This is a genomic window from Methanobrevibacter sp. (assembly GCF_017410345.1).
In the GTDB taxonomy this organism is placed as follows: domain Archaea; phylum Methanobacteriota; class Methanobacteria; order Methanobacteriales; family Methanobacteriaceae; genus Methanobrevibacter.
Genome location: NZ_JAFQQZ010000054.1, coordinates 31,740 through 52,026 on the forward strand (window position 1 = coordinate 31,740; position 20,287 = coordinate 52,026).

A 20,287-nucleotide genomic window follows, 5' to 3' on the forward strand; every position below is an offset into this window, starting at 1 on the left:
AATTCCTCCTAGACCTCATCGATAACCAAGAAGTCCTTCTCCTCAGCTATTTCCATAACCTTATTGTATGCTATTTCCCTTTTGCCTAAATCAAGCTCGATTGTAAGCAATGCAGTGGATTTGAGTTCGCCATCTAGTTTCAATTGCAAATCACTTACTACAAGGCCATCGACAGCATTGATCTTATCTACGGTGTCTCTTAAATCCCTGTCAATGATGTGTCCATAGAGAATGGCGCTTAGCTTTTCCTTTTTGATGGTGTCGTCAACTTCAATCAATGAAACTCCCATTTCCTTGAACTTGTCAACAACAGCCTGCAGGTTTTCCCTTTCGCCTTCAAGTGCTATTTGAATAGCAGCTTTTCCTTCTCCAGCCTTGATTTCCCTTTTGTGAACAATTGTTACTACATTAGCTCCAAGCTCTCCTATAGGATTCAAGATGGATACCAATTGTCCAGGAACATCCAATATTTCAAGAATCAGATTCATTCTCATAATATAATCCCCTTTTCAGTAATTTACAATTAATATAATTTTAATAAATTTATTCAATTTATAACTGTTTAATAGAATAAACCAATTATTTAACCAGTCCATTCCGCTTTTTTAACAACTACATTTCCGTCCTTATCGGTTCTTGCGTTTCTAACGATTTTGCTTGCATCGTTCTGTACGGATTCATCTTCACGGTTCAAGTTAAGATTGTCAGTGATGTAATAGGTTCCTTCCAATTCAGGAACTTTATCCAAGGTTTTTGAAAATTCTTCCAAGATCTTTTCTGCATCTTTTTCAATTGCCATTTAAATTCTCCTTAAAATTTTTTAATATTTTGATTATTTTAATTATAAATGCTTTTTTAGCTTATTTTATAATGTTTTGGAATATAAATTAAGTTTATATTACTTTAATATATGTTTATTAATATTAATATACTTTTATAAATTAAGAAAATTATTTTAAAATTATTAAAAATTGATTAAAATAATCCTATTGATTCTTTAGATTATCAATAAATTCCTCAATGTCAAAGGACCTTAATACTCTCTTTTTAAGTATCTTATTGATTCCAGAACCGTATTGGGCTGCCTTCTTAGGCCTGTCTGCTATATAATCCGGAACTCCAATGGATTTTGCAACATCCCTTAAGATATGTTTTCGCAATATGTCTTCATTGTCTTTTATCTTATATTTTCCAGGAATGTCCAAAGCTATGTTTATTATGTCCTTGTCTAAAAAGGGCACTCTAAGCTCCACTCCATTTGCCATGGATACCGCATCATCACGTTCAAGGTTGACATGATACATGTTTGCTATGTCATGATAGATCTCTTCATCTAAATCAAAATAGGCATCAAATAATGAGTTTTCCTCAAAGTGCTTCAGATAGCGGTTATATCCGCCAAAGAGTTCATCTGCTCCCTGACCGGATAGTGCCACTTTAATATTATCCTCTTTCATGGCTTTTGTGGCTAAGTAGATGGTCATTCCAACTCCCAATTTCATAACATTGTCATCTTCAATTGCAGTGAGAACTGGTTCCATTGATTCCTTTACTGTATTTTCATCAATGATTACTGTCTTTAGCGGAAGATCCAATTCTTCAGCTATTTCCCTGCTGAACTTAATGTCCTGTGAATTTTCCACTCCAACAGAGTATAATTTAATGTTTAATGGTTTATTTTCAGCTATTTGTTTTAATAAAACCGCTAAAATAGTGCTGTCTACACCACCAGAGAATATCAATCCAATATCAACTATATTCTCCACTCTTTTTTCCACAGCTGAATATAAGTCATCCTTTAATAATTCATTATAGACTTCATAACTGTCTTTTGTTTCCAAATATTCATTATATTCATTATAGTTGGATTTGATTGATTTGAAATCAGTGCTGATAATCTTATTGATTAGATTGTTTTCCAAATCTACCATTTCCCAATTATATAATATGGATCCAGGGATTAAATCATGAATATTTTCATCATCAATTCCAGCTCTCCAAAGGCCCTTTTTCTCTGATGCAAAGGATTTCAAGTCCTTTTCCTCATCCATTCCATAGAATAAAGGCTTGACTCCGATTGGATCTCTGGAGATTGCAAGATTATTATTTTTCTTATCATAAACTGCAAAAGAATAGTCTCCATCCAATTCCTTCATTGATGATTTAACTGATTCCAATAGATTTTCTTCATTTAAATCATAATGATAATTGATTAGATTAGCCAATAATTGACTATCACTTTTAGACTCGGAATAATTCTTATAATTTTCCTTTAGGAATTCTTCAATCTTTTTGAAATTATAAATCTCTCCATTGAAGACCAAAACAAGATCATTAAGCATAATTGGCTGTTTATTCTCTTCCAGATTGTCATATATTTCATTGTTTTCATTTAGAAGATTAAAAATAGATAGCAGATTATGACCTAAACCTATACCATTCTCTTCATCAATAAATGTATTGGAGTAATCTTCTCCCCTATGCTTTATTGACTTTAAGGCAGAATCCAACAATTCTGGATTAATATTTCCTGCCATACCTACTATTCCACACATAATCTCACCAATTAATAGTTTAATAATCTTAAATTTTACTTTATATTCCTTTTTTACATTTAATAATATTGTTTTGATTACTTTTATAATTAATTATTTGGCTTAATTGACTATAATTTTATGATTATTTTAAAATATTATAATCAGATTGTAACTTTTTTTAAAAAAGAAAAGATATATAAATAAAAAAGTACAAATATTTAGTTATACCTAAATATTATTTAGGAATACTTAATTATTACTGTAAGTATAAAAAAATTATTTTTTATGATAATTACAGAATAATTATTAAATTTATAGGTGTTAGATATGGCAAAGAAAAATACATACTTGGCAATGATTCTATCAGCAATCGTTCCAGGTTTAGGTTTAGCATACGATGGAGAAGTAAAAAGATTTTTAATTTATCTGGTATTGGGCATTATATTCGCAGGATTCTGGATTCATTTCGGAATGCCTTTGGATGCTGAAATTGACAATACCGGTTTCTGCTGCTACTTGGCATATATCATTACTTGGATCTTCGGTCTTTATGACACTTTAAGAACCACTATTGATGTAAACAGAGGAAACGAAGCTATTTAAATTAAAAAAAACTCTTTTTATAAATTTTTTTATTTATTTTTTATTTTACTATTTTTTACTTTTTTAACTATTTTTACTGATTTTATGTTTATTTAACTATTTTTACAATAATCATTAATTTAAAAAAAAGAATAATCAAATAAAAGACTGCAAAAAGATTAATAGTTTTAAAAAAAGATTAAAAAAAGACTATATCAAAAGTAAAATACTAATAAAAAAAGAAAAGTATAGGAAAATAATTAGTTAACATTATTTCCTACTTCAATTTTATCAATGACCTTCTGTCCTTCCTCAGCCATTTCAGAGAATGTTGCAATTGTCTTTTGCATTTCTGGAAGTGCTTGGTTCTTGTAATTGCTTACATCTTCAATTGCAGCCAATGCATCTGCAAAGGATGCCTTAAGGACTTCAGGTGAAATCATGGTTTCCATGCTTTGCTTTTGAATCTCGTTTCCTTGTTCCCTTAACATTTTGGAAGTGGATTCGATTACCATTTCAGTAGTTTCATTCAAGGTCTTGATCTTGTCGATTACAATTTTCTGATTGTATAATGCACTTGCAACCATTACTCCGTTTCTAAGTGCAGTTACAGTAACGTTTTTAGCACGGGTTACCCCTCTGATCAATTCCTTGTTGTTTCTTCTTACAACGTTCAAGGAGATGATACCCTGTTCGTTTACAACAATCATCTGTTGCATGTCCATGATTCTTTGCCTTAGCGGGAAGAGAACCTCTTCACGTACAAAGTCAATCTTATATTGGTCCACACCTTCTATTTCAGCCTGACGGATTTGCTGTTCAATGGATAGGTCCATTTGTTTTCCAAGTTCAATGTCAGTCATGAGCTTTTTGGTGAGTTCCCTTAAGTAGTTTTCTTCAGCAAGAAGAGTGGTGTTGTCATTCTGCAATACTCTGCTGCTTGCATCAAGGGACATTAAGATATTGGAGATGGCCTCATCAGCCTTTTCATATCTTGAGAAATAATTCCTGACAGGTTTCAAGAGTTTTCCCAATATGCCTGATTGACCGAATTCAATTGCAGCAGGGTCAAGGTTTCTGATTTCCCTTTCCAATTCCTCTAGTTTTACGCCAATATTGGCTGCTTCATCTCCCCCTTTTGCTATATCAACAAAGCGAGTGGTCAGGAGATTGTTCTTGTTTGCAGATCTGTTGATGGTGGCAAGACCGAAATCATCCAAAGGTTTCAAGATGTTTTCCCTTTCTGCCACATTATCGAAATTAGCTTCAAAGATTGCATGAGCATTGTCATCTGCCTGTTTCTTGATTTCAGGATTTGGAATCTTTTCTTCCTCTTCCTTCAAACTTTTGTCTACTTCTTCTTTAATATCATTTACATTAAGTGAAAATTCAGCCATAATATCACCCTTTCATTATACACAATAAATCAAAATACAATGTGTCATATAATTTTATGACACATCTTATTTATAAAGTTTTGCTTTTTTTGGATAAAATTTGATAAAGATATAAAAAAATAGATTAAAATTATTCATAATCCTTTACGGAATCGATCAATTCATTCATTTCCTTAAGAAGAGAGTCTATTTCATCATAGGATTCCTCTTCCCCATTGCTTATGCTGATGATGAGTTCGCTTTGCAATTCACCCATCTTGCCAATGATTGACTCCAAAGTCTTGATCTTTTCCTTTAGGGCAGAAACTATCTTTTCTGAATATTCATCAGATAGCTCAATCATGCTCACTGCTGCTTCGGCTTCCCTGAAGAAGCTTACCCTGCAGCTGTCAACTTCAGCTCTGAATCTGCAATAGGACATCTGGCCATTAGGGAATTTCTTTTCAAGAAGTTCAATGACCTTCTCTTCCTTGGTTTCATAGGTTTCCTTGAGTGTTTCAACTCTTTTCTTATAGAATGAATAATCAGGTTTATTGGTTTTAGGTGTTGTATTGGTTGTGGTTGTTGTAGTCTTAAAGATGTCTTTTGGTTTTGCTTCATCCAGTTTCTTTCCACAGTTGGGACAGAAATGATCTTCTGGGAATAATTTGAATCCGCAGTATATGCAAAAATTATCTTTAGCCATGACATCACTTTCCTAATTTTTCTAAAACCAAATTTTACTAATTTTATGAATTGAATTTACTATCAATTTAATTGAAATAATGATTGATTAAAATTAATTGTTAATATTTTATTATTAAAATAATTGATAGTTTCTTTATTTTAAATTAATTATGATGATTATTAATCTTTTGTTAATTTCTAAATATACATCTATTAGTTAAATTATATAAATTTATTAGATTTTTGATTATAATTCCATAAATTTCAAGTTTTTAATGATTATAGTTATTAATCAAAAACAATATAATACTATACATAATATTAACATAGTTATATTTAAAAATTTGGAGGAATTTAATGACAAGAAAATATGGAGACAGAACTTTGGAAGTGCATGCCGGACAGGAAGAGGCAGATCCATTCACTGGCGCAAGGGCAGTTCCTATCTATCAGACAAGTTCATATGTATTCAAGGATGCTGAATATGCAGCAAACATATTTGCTCTAACAGAGCCAGGTAACATTTACACAAGATTGAACAATCCAACAAATGAGGTATTTGAAAAAAGAGTTGCAGCCATTGAAGGAGGAGTTGGTGCATTATCCACTTCAAGTGGAATGGCAGCAATCACCCTTGCCATATTAAATATTGCACAATGCGGAGATGAGATTGTATCTGGAGACAATCTCTATGGAGGAACCTACAGCTTATTCAAGACTACATTGAAGAAATTCGGTATTCAAGTGAATTTTGTGGATTCCCAAGACACCAAAGCTTTTGAAGATGCAATTACCGATAAGACAAAAGCAATCTACTGTGAATCAATAGGTAACCCTAAATTGGATGTTCCTGACTTTGAAGTCCTTGCTGATATTGCTCATAGGCATGGAATTCCACTTATTGTAGACAACACATCTGCTATTGGAATGGTAAAGCCTATTGAACATGGAGCAGATATTGTAGTTCACTCAGCAACAAAAATCATTGGAGGACACGGTACTTCCTTAGGTGGTACAATTGTCGATTCAGGTAACTTTGACTGGACAAACGGCAAGTTCCCAGAGTTTACAGAACCTGATGAAAGTTATCATGGACTTGTTTATGTTGATGCATTCGGTGATGCGGCTTATGTCACCAAGGCACGTGTACAAGTAATGAGAGATTTAGGAAGCTGTATCAGCCCATTCAATGCATTTATGCTTCTTCAAGGACTTGAAACAATGTCCTTAAGAGTAAAACAGCACACCGAAAACGCTCTTGAAGTCGCTAAGTTCCTACAAAACCATGAGCTTGTATCATGGGTGAACTATCCTGGACTTGAAGACAATCCAAACCATGAGATCGCTAAGAAATATCTCAATGGAAAATACGGCTGTGTACTTGGATTCGGTATCAAAGGTGGAATAGAAGAGGGCAAGAAGTTCATTGAAAACGTTGAGCTATTGTCACACCTTGCAAACATCTGTGATGCTAAGACTCTTGTAGTGCATCCTGCTTCAACCACACATTCTACATTGTCTCCAGAGGAACAGATATCAACTGGAGTCACTCCAGACTTCATCAGAATGTCTGTAGGAATTGAAAATGTGGAAGACATCATTGCAGATATCGATCAGGCTTTGAAAAAAGCTGTTGAATAAAAATAGTAAATAGAGGATAAAACCTCTTTAAAAAATTTCTTTTTTTTCTTTTTTTAAATAGAGATAAATCTCTAAAAAATAGTTCTTATTTTAATATAATTGCGGACCTGTATACTCATTCTCTTCTGTATACACTCTAATCAATGTATCAACTGTATCCTCATACATCAATCTGTAGCCGATTGCACCGCCAAACTTGCTTTCAAGATTGTTCAAAGCTTTGTTGGCACCGTCACTACCATTATTGATTACATACCACATTCCATGTGGAGTGTATATGAAGAGCTCCCCATAGCCATCTTCTGCACCATTCTTGAAGCTGTCTGCAGGGTCATAGATCTTTGTGGAATGGATTGCCAAACGACTTAAATCCTGTTTTGGCTGTGTACCGCTTTTGAATAACATATTGAGCCAATTGTAGCATTGGTCCTTAAACTGAACCTTTTTGATTGGATCAGACATTTTGGATTCTATATTCTCTCTTCTCTTAGCCAATGTGTTTGTTATTCCAAGTATCTCCTCTACTTTTGGCACGTCCTCTTCCAGGCATCTGTATCCTTCAGGTCTTCCTGTAACCTTGATGTTACCTTCTACAAAGTCCATCCTTTTCCATTTTTTCATGTATGGCTTTACCTTTTCCCATTCCTCATCAGGTATCTTCTTGTTCAATCCGTAGAGATAGCCATATTCCATTGCATCATAACATTTTGTTTCTAACTTTAAATCCTTATCTCCTGCCATCATATCACTTTTTATCTTTGTTTATATTATATTGAACAAATTGACATATATAAATTTATGGATAAAAATTTAATATATAAAAATATATAACGGCAAAAATTACCATTTCATTTTATATTTCCTTAAAAATTCATCATCATTTTGAACATTAATATAGAAATAGGAATATAAACTTGGAAAAACCTTTTTTAGCTTTACAAATTCATCCAATAATTCATTATAGACATTATTGTTCTCATCAATCGAATCTTTATTTATTATATAAGCGAATATTGCATCAAAATCATCATATTCCGGATCATCCTTATATTCCAAATATATTTTTGAATTTGGGAAGAAATTATAAATAAGATATGAACTGATATTAATTAAATCAATTAGATTTGATTTATCTAAACAGAATTCTTTTATTTCATTTGGATTAACTAATATGAATTCATCCCTAAACCCTTCGACTCTTGCCTTCTTATTTAAAACTAAATTATTAATGTTCAATTTATTTACAACCCCCTTAAAAGTGTACATTTTATCACCAAATATCAAAATAAATTATTTTTTTAAGCTTTTCAAAACCTCTTCTGAGATGATTTTACAATCAGACACCTTGTTCACATCAAAAAATTCATCATAATCCGCTTCATTGCGAATGTCTCTAAGAATTCTCAATTGATCACCTATTTTTCCTTTTTCACCATCCAAGCCTTCAAAGTGTTTTATCAAGTCCTTATGAGAAATTTTACTGCCAGGTTTTCTTCCCTTTCTATTATTGTAAATGTCTCTAGCAATTAGATAACAAGGATAATAGTATCTTCCCACAGCTGTTCTTTGATATTCCTCATTTTTTGAAAACATTCTGAGATGTTCACCTACATGCCAAAACTTAATCCAATTAAATCTAATGAAAATCAACTCTTTTTATCTGTTTTTCCTCCTTTTTGCTTATTTTAGTATTTATTTTAATCATATATAAATATTATAGTTTTATTTAGAATATAACTTACAATTTTATTGTTATATTAAAATTAAAGTGTTAAAAATCGTTTTTAATTTTATGTATAGTTTACTATATATGGAAAATAAATGATTAAAATTTTAAAAAAAAAGTTAGTAAAAAATCTAAATTATTTTAAAAAAAAGAGGGGTGAAAAAAATAAAAATTTAAAAAGAAGTTAAAAGCTATCTGCAAAGAGATAGAATAAAAAAACTAATCGGAAATCAATTTAAATAACCTTATGAACTTCTCATCAATGTCCTTCTCTTCAGCATATAAAGCTAAGTATTGTGCAAATGTAGGTTTGCTGAAGCCTCTATATGTCATATTATAGAATATGTCTCCTAAAGATTTTGAAAATTTCTTGGATTTTCTTATCTTTTGAATTGCCTTAGCATCTATTTCCACTTCATATCCACATTCATCGCTTATGTATTTGGATAATGCCTGAGCGAGCACATCATTTGGGAAAGTGTCTTCAAACTCTTTCTGGCCAATAACAAAGATATTTGAGTTTTCAATCATTCCATTTTCAATCCATTTGTTTAATCTTTCCTTTGTTTCCTCATCAGCATCATTGTCCATCAATGCAAAGATATCCGTTTTGGAAAATGAATTCTTTATTATGCGTATGAAATTAGGTATGTCCTTTATGCCATCTGCCTTTACAATCTTTAGGAAGTTTTGGGTGATTGGATAGCCATACAATTTCTCATACATGATTGGAATGAACTTAAGCTCTGATTCCCCCTCCACAATAAGTAACTTGCTTGTAAAGAAGAGGTCTATGTTCATTATTCCAAGATTTGCCAATGCTATCTGGGTTTGGGTAGTGCTGTCCAACTCAAAAATTTGAGATCCTCTTTCTGCATCAAGACTTATCAACTTGATTTCATCAAGATTGACTTGATTGATTAAGAATGGAGAGTGAGTGGTTATTATTATCTGTTTTCCCTCTTTAGAAAGGTCTTTTAATAAGCGTAGAACATCTAATTGGGCTTTGATATGAAGGTGGGTTTCAACCTCATCGAATACATATACAAGGTCATTCTTGTCCTTTTTATGCTTGAAAATAGCAAGTGTGGTACGCCTGTTTGTACCGTCTCCCATCTTTTCAAGAAGCATTTGCTGGTTATTATTATTTAGTAATTCTACATTGATCTTTAGATTGAGTTTAGGTTCGCTTGTAACTATTGGATTTATTTCCTTGAAGTCAGGAAGGAATTCTTTCAATTGAGTGTTCAGTTCCTGTGCATTTTCATTGTTCAATTGTTCCTCTTTGAAATTGTCTATGTAATCATCAATATGCTGATTGATAGTTTTTCCTTCTATCTTATAGTCCCATATGTCTTCCTTTAGCTCCTTAAAGAAGGTGTTTTCAAAGAATGAATCTATGTTTTCAAATTCTCTACTACCTAAAAAGCTGATTGGATAATTTAGAGTTTTTACTTCTGTGAATTCATCGTTTTCTAACTCTTTGATTATATTTCCCTTTAATGTTTCCACTTTAGAATTGGACCTGTATGTAATGTTGAATGTAAATGAGTATTTCTTTAAGATTTGCTTTTGCTCATCTTCTTCTAAACTGTTGAATTCTTGACTGTTTAACTCTTCTTTGATTTGATTGGATTTTTCTATAGAAGGTTTTATCTTATATGTATTATTAAGTGTGTCTTCATTGACTTTTGATTCCATGAAATAGGTATAGTCAATATCCTCTAGCTCTATAGTTACAGGATTTTCTATTTCATTGAAATCGTTTATGTCTATTTTCTTTTTACTAAATAGAATTTTAAGTGAATCTATAAGTGATGTCTTTCCTGCATCATTTTCCCCTATTATTACATTCAGGCCTTGATTGAATTCCATATTGAAGTTCTTTAATGACCTGAAGTTTTTGATTTTAATTGATTTTAGCATGGATATCACTTACTCATTAAATGAATTTAAAAATGGAATTAGATATGTAAGTTCAATAGGTTTGTAAGTTTCTTTTCTGGTTTGATTATCGTAGATTACTTCACAAATTTCAAAACTTAAGTTGATTTCTTCGTCTTGTTCTTTTCCAAAGCAGACCCAAGTGTTTAGTTCTACAAAGTAGTTAATTTGTGGAACTAACATTTCATCTTCTCCTTGGAAAGTCATTTTATTGTTTAGTTCGTTGAACTCTTTTACAGTTGTTTTTAGAGTTGATCTGGCGTATACATTGTCTAATTCTGTGTAATTGTTTTCATTTAGCCATAAGACGAATTGGAATGTAATGTCGTCTAGTTCTAGTATTTCTTTAGTTTCTAAGTTTTTAGCTATTGCTACTTGCATGTTATCACACTAATTTTATATTAAAATTTTTTTATTAAATTAAATTAGGAAAAAAATCAAAATTGTTTAATCTATCAAAATTTTGAGAATAAAATTCCATATTTTTACTATATTTACCAAAGACCCCATTATTTATATATTCTCCTTTTATTCTTATTATTGTGCTTTTTTTAGGGGAAACATTTGTAGTTTTTGACCTTATCACTCCAAATTTAAGATTATCATTTATCCTAATTTTAACTATCCTAAAATTTTTTATAGAGCAATCAATTAGTTTAATGTCAAATAAAGACCCTTCGGCAGAATTTGATTCTTTTAATTTTAAAATATTATTTCTATCTATTTCCACAATTTTATTAAATAAAATTATTTCAAAAATAATCTCTTTTACAATATAAAAATATGATTTTAAAGCTTTTTCATAATATTCAAATTCCTCATTTTTTGATTTTGATAACTCTATAAATTTTTTAAATTTATCTGAATCATGAAAGGAATCTCTTAAATTCAAAATTAAATCGAAAATATTATTATCTTCTGGAAAAAAATCATTAAAAATGTTTTTTAATTCAAGATTATCCCTATGACAGTTTTCATCATATTGATTAAAAATATGGGAATAAGGCAAATTAATTAATTGTATAACTTTATCATCATAATAATAATGATTTAAAACCCATAATATAAAATTTATTTTTAAAGCCAAAGGAAAGCAATAATCTTTTATCATTTTTAAGATAGGCAATGCATTTTCAGGAAAACTCTTAAAAAAATATAATGAAGCTGCTAAAAAACTTTCAAATTGATTTTTATCTTCTAAAGAAAAATGAAAAAAATTATAATAAAACAAATTTTTATAATCTGCTAATGAATTTAGTCTTTCAAATTCCTCTTTAAATTCAGAAACCTCTTTTAATTCTAAAAAAGATTCACCAATTTCTTCCACTATATACATCATCCATAAACTTCCTTTTAATTTCTTCTTTTTCTTCTCTAAGATTATTTTCTTCAATAGATTCATTGACTATTTCTTCTACCAAACCTTTTATATTATCAAAATCAAAACCAGAAGGTTTATAATATTCAACGGAAAAAATTAATTCTTTATTTAATATTTCGTTTAAAATTAAGTTGGGAAATTTTCGCATATTTATGTCTAAAAATTTTTCGATTATATAAAAATAACGATTCTCATCTAATGAATTTTCACTAACCCATGGATTAATATAATATCTTGACAACATACTCAATAAATACAAAATTAAAAAATGAACTGTTATCTGAGAAAAATAAATGAAACGATTATCCTGATTTAATGAAGATATAAAAAATTCTTCACCCATAATATTTCTTATTACAATATCTCCTTTTTCGTAAGGTTTTTTATAACAACTCATATGATCTTTAGAAACATTAGGTGTAAAATAATATTTTTCAAAGTTAGGCAAATTATTAAAATAATTATTGATTAAATCTTCATTGTCAAAATAATCTCCTTGATATAATAAATATACACCATTTTCATCTTTTACTCTATCTACTTTTATAGCCAAAGATTTTTTATTAAATATCATTTCATAATCATCTTTTAATTCTGGAATAAATGAAAGTAAATCATCTAAATTAAAATCAAAAGACTTAATATAACTAATATCACTATTTTCTAAAACTTGATATAATTGCAAAAAAGTTCCTGTTACAGGATAAATTTTAAAATCAAGCAAATCTTCAGATTTGAATTTATGGACGTTTAAACCATGTCCTGTTGAATCATCCTGATAACATCTTTTTGCTAATATTAAGGCTTTCACTAAACATGATGCTCCATAATATAACAATGTAGGTTTAGTTAAGACAGATGCATCTCTAGAGGAAACATAATACTCTTTTGCTTGAGTAATATAATATTTCATCAAATATGCTCTCTTTTCGAACTTTTCACTATTATCAAACTTTTTACAATTTTTTTTAAAATAATTCAAACAAATATCAATATTTTCAAATTTTTTAAATTGGTTCCATAGTTCTTTATTGGGATTTTCTGTTAAAATAATTTCTTTTTCCATAATAATCATATTATTTATTTTTTCTTAAATAACTTGTAAAACTATCTGCATTTAACCATCTATTATATTTTAACATTTTTGACCAAATCAAATTACCTTCTTTTTCAGTGATTATACCCTTTTTTAAGGCCATTACAAGAATATCTCCTGTAGTGATTCTTTCCAAATTATATTTTTCCACATAAGGCATTACATCTTTTGTATTATTGCTTGCCACAATACCATTATGCTTTTTGGCATGAGCAATGACAGCTGCTTCCCCTTTTCCTATAGTTTTATCTGAGAAATAATTTGAAGATAATTTCATAAAAAGAAGATAATCTTCCGTATCTGTATCAAATTTAACTATTTTAACAAAACCCTTATCAATTAGATTATCAACTCTATTCTTAAGTTTTTGTATATGTGGTCTGTCAAATTCCTCATAAACTTCATAAGGAAGGAAAATGCATTCAAATTGTTTTTCTAAAATGGAGGTATCATCTATTACAATAAAACAGCTTAAACAATCAGTATCATAAAAAGTAGGCTTCATCTTATCACCTACTTAGAATGATTCATTATCATTTAAATTGTACACCATATCCTCACGAAAAGCATCTAATAATAGTTCCTCTTTTTTTCCTTGGGAGATTAAATCTTCTTCAAATGCTTTTTCTGTTAATTTGATGTAATTTCCAATGGTCAAATATTCCTTATTTAAATACGGAGTGTATAAGCTTGAATCATAACCTCTAATGGATGCATTACGAATAACATCTTCCTTAAATACCATATACTGTTCATAAGTAATTTCATTTAAGAAGAATCTGAGTCTCAATAATAAAGCTTGATGTGATATTTGGAAGTATTGTTCAGCATCTATTATTGAATCCAAATCCCACCTTTGAATATCATTGTTTAATTTATATGTTTCTATTGCCCCATGAGGCATCAATAAGCATGATGCAAAAAGATCTGCCTTTTTCTCTATCTCATCATCACTGTCTAATCCACAAATATTAAAATTATTATCATCATACTTTAAGTGATACAATTCATGAGCTATTGTGAAAGCCTGTCTTCCTTTCCTATGCCTTGAATTTACGAATATTATGTTTTCATTATTTAATCTTAGACAAGCTCCACTAATGTCATCATCCATTACTTTAAATACTATTGTCAAGTTCTTTATTTTATTTATGGCAAGTGAAAATATGTCAATGGATTCATTTATATCGATTTTCCATTGTCTCCTGCAAGCACAAGCCAATTCATTCATTTCCAAATACATAATTACTCCTGTTTATTTGTAACCCTTGATAAGAATTCTAAATTATTAATTATTCTATTCATCTCTGCAATATCTTCTAAAGATAAGTTTCTATTATTTGATCTGAATGCCATATTAGTTTTGGAATACTCTCCAATACCTAATATTATATATTCTGGAGAGCATCTGTAAAGATTAGATAGTTTGATTATAGAATCACTCTTTAATTTTCTTTCATTACTTTCCAACTTAGCTATTTGACCCTGTTTGAATCCAAGATATTCTGCTATTTGGTTTTGAGTGAAATTATGTTCTAATCTCATTCTTTTTAATCTATCACCTACTGTTTCTACCATATTTTTAAACCCCACTATTCATTTAATAATATATTGGAATATTTTATTATATAAATTTAACTAAAAAATATTCCAAATGGTTGAAAAATTGGATGCTAACAATTTTTAAATATCTGTGAAATTATAAAAAGTATTTATAATTTTTTATAAAATAACTTATTTTAAATCATTCGGAATTTCTGATGCAAATAATACCATAGAATTATCTGTTTGTTTTTCAGATTCAATAGTGTCCACAAAATATAATAAATAAATTATTGCATTCCTAACAATTTTAGATATTTTTATTACAGCTTCTAATAGCTCCTCTTCAGTCATTGCATCATTTTCATCTTCTTTAGGATATAATTTAATTTTTAAAGACCTATGAGTTAATGCATTCCTAATATCATTAAGTTTTTTCTCTTCACCATATAAAATATCTTCATGAATATTAAATAAAGCTTTTAAACCATTATTCTCAAAATCAAAAGTTTCTCTTATTTTTTTCTTCTTAAAGTCTTTATACCAAAGTCCTTTAAAATTTACTTGCTTTTTATTAATATTTAAATCTAAATAGAAATTTATAAAAAATGCAATTTTGTCTAATATATTATAAAAATTCTTGAATGAATCTTTTAATAATTGTATTCTAATATTGTGTAATTCATAATCATAGGAATCAATAATAATAACATTATTATTTATAAAACTTAAATCTAATTTATTATATTGTGATAATATTAAATTTAATCTGCTTGAAATAAAATCCATTTTTATCTGATTTAAATAAGAAGACAAAATTAAAAATTTGTCATCCTCAAGTTTTTCATTTTCTTTAATTGGAAGAGTCATTCGTTTTATACATATAGAATCACCAATACAATTTACACACTGTTGACAAAAATTACATAAATTTAAATATAACTTATTTTTTAAGCAAAAAACATTTGAGAATTCCTCCAAATTTGTATAATTATCATTTATTTTAAATCTTGAAATTTTTATATTATCTAAAAATTCCTTAGAATTATTCTCTTCAAAAATTTTAATATGTTCTTGAGCAATATTTCTTGCTGAAAATGTTAAATTATTACTTTTCAATGCTTTTTTAAATGAAAGATATGAATCTTTTAATATTAAATCATCATGATTAACAAGAAATCTTAATTTTAATAAACATAAACCTTTATTTACTAAAGCCATCCCAAAATTTGGATTTAATTTCAATGCATTTTCATAATATTCTAGTGCATCTATATACCTTCCAAGACCCATATGTAAATTTCCCAAGTTTACTAAAGATTGAACTTTAATATTTAACTCAGCCCCATTATTATAAGTTAAAGACCTTTTGTATAAATCTTTAATTTTAATTATAATATTCTCTCCATTAACAAATTTTTCTGAGGTAATTGAATAATAATTCAAGTACCCGTTTGCCAAATTATAATAAATCGAAGCAGGTGTAAAAATTTGTGAAATATAATCTAAATGTTCTTCAATATAAATAATGCCTTTATTTATTAAGGAAGAATCTTTTGTTTCTAAACCTAAATCTATATATAAATTACTCAAGAGAGAGCATGCATATTTAGATTTTGATCTTTCTAATTTGCTTATAATTCTCCAAACCTCTTCTAAATCATTAGATTCTAAAAAAATATATGCTTCTTTATATAATTTTTCAATTTCATCCCTATTTAACATATTATCAAATATTTTCCTTTTTATATAATTAAATCATTTGTAAATAATATTGTCCACTCGGACATCAATTCAAAACCTAAATATTAAAATATCTTAATTTTTTAGATTATAAATCCCAATTTTTCTTTAGAAGACTAAACAAATCATTTGCAGAATTTATTTTAGAAATATTCCTTTTTATAAGGGCATCAATTTTTAATTGAACTTCATGTCTTTCTTTATCAAAATTACTGAATCTGATATAATTTTTTCTACAGTTTACACAACTTTCTAAATAGAACAACCCATAATCTTTTATCTGTAATTCAGTTAAACATAAAGTATTATCCTCTAATTCATTAGGACAAATTGGATCACCAACATAAAAATGATAATTTCTTTTATAAACCATAGCAAAAAGTTCTTCAATATGCACTTCCCAAAATAATTTTTTATTATTCCTAACTAGTAAACTGTAACGTTTTTCAAAATCGTTTATAGGAATGTACAAATAAGGAGGCTTTTCAATCATTTTTAATCTTATGAAAGCTATTGTAAAAGTAATTAAAAATATTAATAAAAATATAATCCAATGATTTATAAAGTTTAAATAAAGTTGATCAAAAATAAATAAATTTTTATCTGTTGAGAATAACAAACTAATAATAAGATTTGTTATGTTTGTTATAATAGCTCCAAATATTGCACTAATTAATGTATTTTTTAATTCAGTCATAACAATCATACATTTTTCTTAAATTTCCCAATTAATTATTTTAAAAATTAAAATATTTTGAGTATTTTTTCTATATATTTATCCATGAATATATAAAAAATTTCATTTGTTTCTCTTCAATATCATAGTTATAATTAGAAATAAATAATTAATTTAAACTAGATTCAATTGTTTCAATTTCTTCATCCGTTAAATCATATAATTCATAAACAAGTTGATTAATTTTTTTATCAGTGATTTTAATTTGTTGTTCTATTAATCTTTTCTTAAAAGGAGTTTTAGAAACTAAAAGTTCTTTAATTAAATTATTTAATTTATGAGATAATTCTATAAACGGAAGTTGATCCTTTATTCCAATATCAATGAAAGGCATTGCTTTTACTATAACAGGTTTCACTTGAGGTAAAATTCTTCCATTTTCCAATGAATAAAGACGATAAATGAAACTATATAATTTAGAATTTAAAATTGCAGTTACAAAGTAAGGGTCAAATTTTTCGTTTGTTCCAAAAAGATAAACTCCATCTGTAGCATAAAGTTTATTTTCATCTACTGCAACAATTAATTTATCCGCAGTTATGACACCAACAATTTTTTTATCTTTAAGGAATATTTTTTCTTTTCTAGGCCTATGAAGAGAATATAAAGGGTGTTTTTTGGTTTTAACTTCCTTACAAGTAATTTTATCTCTGAATTGTTTTATATATGAACATATATTAGGGATAGTTGAAAAATTATCTTTTTTTGTAGTATAAATTAAATAAGTGTCCTTATAATCAATATAATGTCTTTTGATTTGAACACCACCAAAAATTGCTTTTTTTACATGAGTTTCTTCTAAATTGTTTTTTAGTTTTGTTTCTTCATCAACCATAAAAGCTTGTTTATAATCCGGTGAAGCTCCTCTTTGCATTTTATCTTCATCTAAAATATCATCAATAGTTAAATTAGATTTATTTTCTATTTTCTCTAAAAGAGAATAATTTTTAACATTATCAGTTATAAAAAGGTTTGAAGGGATGTACTCTAATAATTTTTGATTGTAAGTATTGAAATTAGAGTGTTTTAATATAGCTCGAGGTTTTTCTGAAATATTAGTAAAATTACCCGCTACAATTTTTGAGTTATAAGTTTCTTTATTTTTAAAGATTATAATCGCTGACGGTTGATTAACTCCTTTAAAAACATTCATACCCATGTTAAGCAATTGTGAAATATGATAATTTTTTATCAAATATTGTCTGAGTAATAAATAACTTGATTGGTATAAAATAACATCTGGAACAATCATTCCAAATAATCCATTATTAGTAAGTTTTTTTGAAAATACATAAGTGAAATATAAAAATGAATTTATCATTCTTACCACTATCTCACCATTTTTCTCTTTTAAATATTCAAGTTCGAAATCTGAAAATGAAGCTCCCCATGGCGGATTGCCAATTACCGCATCAAAACCTCCATTTTCAAATATGTCAGAAAATTCATCTTCCCAATCAAATGGATTAATTTTTGATATGTCATCATCAGTCAAATCCTCTTCTTCTAATATGTCAGTTCCAATTAAACTGTTACCACATCTTATATTATTCCCAAGATATGGCAATGCTCTTTCTTGGATTAATTTTTGTTGTTGCTCAAGAACATCTTTATTCTCATCTTCTAAAACTTTCAAAAGCAAAGATAATTTTGTTACTTCTACAGCTTGAGAGTCAATGTCAACACCATAAATATTATTCAAAAGAATTCTTTTCTTTTCTTGGATAGTTAATCTTTTAATTCCTTTTTTATCAGTATATATTACATTTTTTGGAGGTTGATCTAAATTAGAATAATAATCTGTATGCCAATCTAAGAGTTTTTGATAAGCCCCTAATAAAAAGCTTCCAGACCCACAAGCAGGATCTACAATTCGTAGTTCAGAAACTTTATTCGGTGTTTTTCCTTTTAAGAGTTCACCGATTGTATTTTCCACTATATAATCTACAATATATTGTGGAGTGTAAAATACACCTCCTGCTTTTTTAACCTCAGGTTTGTCTTCTACTTTTGCATGATGAGCATCAGTTAACCTAATGACTTTTCCTAAAAATTGTTCATAGATGTTTCCTAAGATTTCTGTGGAAATCATACTAAATTCATATGGGCAATCAGGATAATATAATCCTTTGATAATCTTTTTCAATGTGCCATCATCAACATGCAAAGTTGGTGTTAATATATCCGCATCTAAATTGATGTCTTCTTCTTCAGTAAAATGAAATAATCCTGAATTATATTTTGCATCCGCTTTTTTGCATAATTCTATAAAACCTTCATAGACAGGACATTTATCTATGTTATTCTCTGCTAAATCCAGTAATTTTTTCAATTTTCCATATCTTTCAATGCCCCTATCTTCTGCAATCCTTAAAAAGATAATCCTATCTATGATGAGTTGAACAGCATAATTTAACTCTTCAACTTCTAATTCTTTGTTTCTTAATGCAATGTTTCTTGCTAAGATTAATCTCCATTCTTCAATTGTTTTTAAAAATTCGGAATCTACAGAAGATGTGGGGTTCTTTCCATCAAGATCTTTATCACTAAAGTAATTATCAAATTTTCCAGATAATACTGCTTCTTTACTATAAATATTATAAATTTCTTCCCAATTTTCAACATAATCTGTATATTTGTAGTACTTGATCCTATCTGTTTTAGGGTGATGGCTTAGTTTTGGAGCGGATTTTGGTACATAGATTGATAATTCTTCAAAATCAGTTAATAAACCAACAGATAATTTTCCACTCCAAGTGTATCTTTTTAGTTGAAAAGCATATTCCTTACTATTTTCAACATTGACATGAGGTGCTTTAGCCTCTACAAAAAATTTTCTTGTTCCGCCCACTCTGAATGAATAGTCTGGATTTTTTGGCTTTCCACTAACTAGAACAGTGTCTTCAAATTCAACATCCTTGTATTGTGGAGCGACACCCGCATCATTGTACACGTCCCAGCCTAATGCTATAAAAAATTTGTTGATGAAGTTAATTTTTGTATTTTCTTCATCAAAAGAAACAGATTTAAAATAATGTTCATTTGCTTTAAATTCATCGACTAAATTTGCGATTTGTTCTTTACTGGATTCAAAATCAACCATATTATACACCAATCCTTTACTTAAATAAAAATATATTCCTTATCATTAATAAATATAAATAATTTAGCAAAAAATTGGTGAATAAAGGATTTGAATAATTTATCATTTAATATTATTCATTTAAATTCTTTTTCAATAGAAATATTGATAAATTATTCTTTTAAATTAACATAAGGAAATAAAAATATAAAAA

Annotated in this window: 20 protein-coding genes; 2 read left to right on the top strand and 18 right to left on the bottom strand. The window is 28.3% G+C overall.

Annotated features, from left to right (window positions below; all coding sequences use genetic code 11):
- Positions 1 to 8 precede the first annotated feature (8 nt).
- The 3 genes from IJE13_RS07810 to IJE13_RS07820 all read right to left on the bottom strand — a co-directional run bounded on the left by IJE13_RS07810 (position 9) and on the right by IJE13_RS07820 (position 2,555).
- Entirely contained in the window at positions 9 to 494 is a 486-nt protein-coding gene (locus tag IJE13_RS07810) for an amino acid-binding protein (protein ID WP_292779039.1), read from the bottom strand.
- Positions 495 to 583: 89 nt separating this feature from the next.
- Positions 584 to 799, bottom strand: coding sequence for an Asp-tRNA(Asn) amidotransferase subunit GatC (gatC, locus tag IJE13_RS07815; RefSeq protein ID WP_292779042.1), 216 nt, complete (start codon positions 797 to 799; stop codon positions 584 to 586).
- Between the two features lie 187 nt (positions 800 to 986).
- Entirely contained in the window at positions 987 to 2,555 is a 1,569-nt protein-coding gene (locus IJE13_RS07820; protein WP_292779045.1) for an asparagine synthase-related protein, read from the bottom strand.
- 309 nt (positions 2,556 to 2,864) lie between these two features.
- Between IJE13_RS07820 and IJE13_RS07825 the strand changes: the two genes are divergently transcribed.
- Positions 2,865 to 3,140: a hypothetical protein gene (locus IJE13_RS07825; protein ID WP_292779048.1), complete on the top strand. Its 276-nt coding sequence runs from the start codon at positions 2,865 to 2,867 to the stop codon at positions 3,138 to 3,140.
- A 239-nt stretch (positions 3,141 to 3,379) separates the two neighbouring features.
- Here the strand turns inward: IJE13_RS07825 and IJE13_RS07830 are convergent, their stop codons facing one another.
- Both IJE13_RS07830 and IJE13_RS07835 read right to left on the bottom strand, forming a co-directional pair.
- Positions 3,380 to 4,516, bottom strand: a complete 1,137-nt coding sequence (locus tag IJE13_RS07830) for a toxic anion resistance protein (protein WP_292779049.1) — start codon at positions 4,514 to 4,516, stop codon at positions 3,380 to 3,382.
- Positions 4,517 to 4,646: 130 nt separating this feature from the next.
- Complete coding sequence (locus IJE13_RS07835; protein WP_292779051.1) at positions 4,647 to 5,201, bottom strand: hypothetical protein; 555 nt, start codon at positions 5,199 to 5,201, stop codon at positions 4,647 to 4,649.
- A gap of 338 nt (positions 5,202 to 5,539) precedes the next feature.
- Here IJE13_RS07835 and IJE13_RS07840 point away from each other — a divergent pair, with 338 nt between their 5' ends.
- Positions 5,540 to 6,823, top strand: coding sequence for an O-acetylhomoserine aminocarboxypropyltransferase/cysteine synthase family protein (locus IJE13_RS07840; protein ID WP_292779053.1), 1,284 nt, complete (start codon positions 5,540 to 5,542; stop codon positions 6,821 to 6,823).
- Positions 6,824 to 6,913: 90 nt separating this feature from the next.
- On the opposite strand, the gene IJE13_RS07845 is transcribed toward IJE13_RS07840, so the two are convergent.
- From IJE13_RS07845 to IJE13_RS07905, 13 genes are all read right to left on the bottom strand, one after another.
- Entirely contained in the window at positions 6,914 to 7,564 is a 651-nt protein-coding gene (locus tag IJE13_RS07845; RefSeq protein ID WP_292779055.1) for a hypothetical protein, read from the bottom strand.
- A gap of 99 nt (positions 7,565 to 7,663) precedes the next feature.
- Positions 7,664 to 8,089 (bottom strand): hypothetical protein, encoded by a 426-nt coding sequence (locus tag IJE13_RS07850; protein ID WP_292779057.1) that lies wholly within the window; start codon positions 8,087 to 8,089, stop codon positions 7,664 to 7,666.
- Positions 8,090 to 8,113: 24 nt separating this feature from the next.
- On the bottom strand, positions 8,114 to 8,416 hold the full coding sequence (locus IJE13_RS07855) for a hypothetical protein (protein WP_292779060.1): 303 nt from the start codon (positions 8,414 to 8,416) through the stop codon (positions 8,114 to 8,116).
- 352 nt (positions 8,417 to 8,768) lie between these two features.
- Positions 8,769 to 10,475, bottom strand: coding sequence for an AAA family ATPase (locus IJE13_RS07860; RefSeq protein WP_292779063.1), 1,707 nt, complete (start codon positions 10,473 to 10,475; stop codon positions 8,769 to 8,771).
- A 9-nt stretch (positions 10,476 to 10,484) separates the two neighbouring features.
- Complete coding sequence (locus IJE13_RS07865; protein WP_292779065.1) at positions 10,485 to 10,874, bottom strand: hypothetical protein; 390 nt, start codon at positions 10,872 to 10,874, stop codon at positions 10,485 to 10,487.
- 34 nt (positions 10,875 to 10,908) lie between these two features.
- Positions 10,909 to 11,820: a hypothetical protein gene (locus IJE13_RS07870; protein ID WP_292779068.1), complete on the bottom strand. Its 912-nt coding sequence runs from the start codon at positions 11,818 to 11,820 to the stop codon at positions 10,909 to 10,911.
- A complete protein-coding gene (locus IJE13_RS07875; protein ID WP_292779071.1) occupies positions 11,804 to 12,940 on the bottom strand; it encodes a YaaC family protein in 1,137 nt (378 codons plus the stop codon). Before IJE13_RS07875 ends, IJE13_RS07870 begins: the two co-directional genes overlap by 17 nt.
- Positions 12,941 to 12,950: 10 nt before the next feature.
- Positions 12,951 to 13,475, bottom strand: a complete 525-nt coding sequence (locus IJE13_RS07880) for a nucleic acid-binding protein (RefSeq protein ID WP_292779073.1) — start codon at positions 13,473 to 13,475, stop codon at positions 12,951 to 12,953.
- Between the two features lie 12 nt (positions 13,476 to 13,487).
- The gene (locus IJE13_RS07885; protein WP_292779076.1) at positions 13,488 to 14,213 is read right to left on the bottom strand and encodes an ImmA/IrrE family metallo-endopeptidase; all 726 of its coding nucleotides are present in this window, start codon (positions 14,211 to 14,213) and stop codon (positions 13,488 to 13,490) included.
- Between the two features lie 2 nt (positions 14,214 to 14,215).
- Positions 14,216 to 14,548 carry a helix-turn-helix transcriptional regulator gene (locus tag IJE13_RS07890; protein ID WP_292779079.1) on the bottom strand — a complete coding sequence of 111 codons (333 nt, stop codon included), beginning with the start codon at positions 14,546 to 14,548 and terminating at the stop codon, positions 14,216 to 14,218.
- A gap of 156 nt (positions 14,549 to 14,704) precedes the next feature.
- A complete protein-coding gene (locus IJE13_RS07895) occupies positions 14,705 to 16,237 on the bottom strand; it encodes an LA2681 family HEPN domain-containing protein (RefSeq protein ID WP_292779082.1) in 1,533 nt (510 codons plus the stop codon).
- A 106-nt stretch (positions 16,238 to 16,343) separates the two neighbouring features.
- The gene (locus IJE13_RS07900) at positions 16,344 to 16,952 is read right to left on the bottom strand and encodes a hypothetical protein (protein ID WP_292779084.1); all 609 of its coding nucleotides are present in this window, start codon (positions 16,950 to 16,952) and stop codon (positions 16,344 to 16,346) included.
- Between the two features lie 148 nt (positions 16,953 to 17,100).
- Positions 17,101 to 20,094 carry an N-6 DNA methylase gene (locus IJE13_RS07905; RefSeq protein ID WP_292779086.1) on the bottom strand — a complete coding sequence of 998 codons (2,994 nt, stop codon included), beginning with the start codon at positions 20,092 to 20,094 and terminating at the stop codon, positions 17,101 to 17,103.
- Positions 20,095 to 20,287 lie beyond the last annotated feature (193 nt).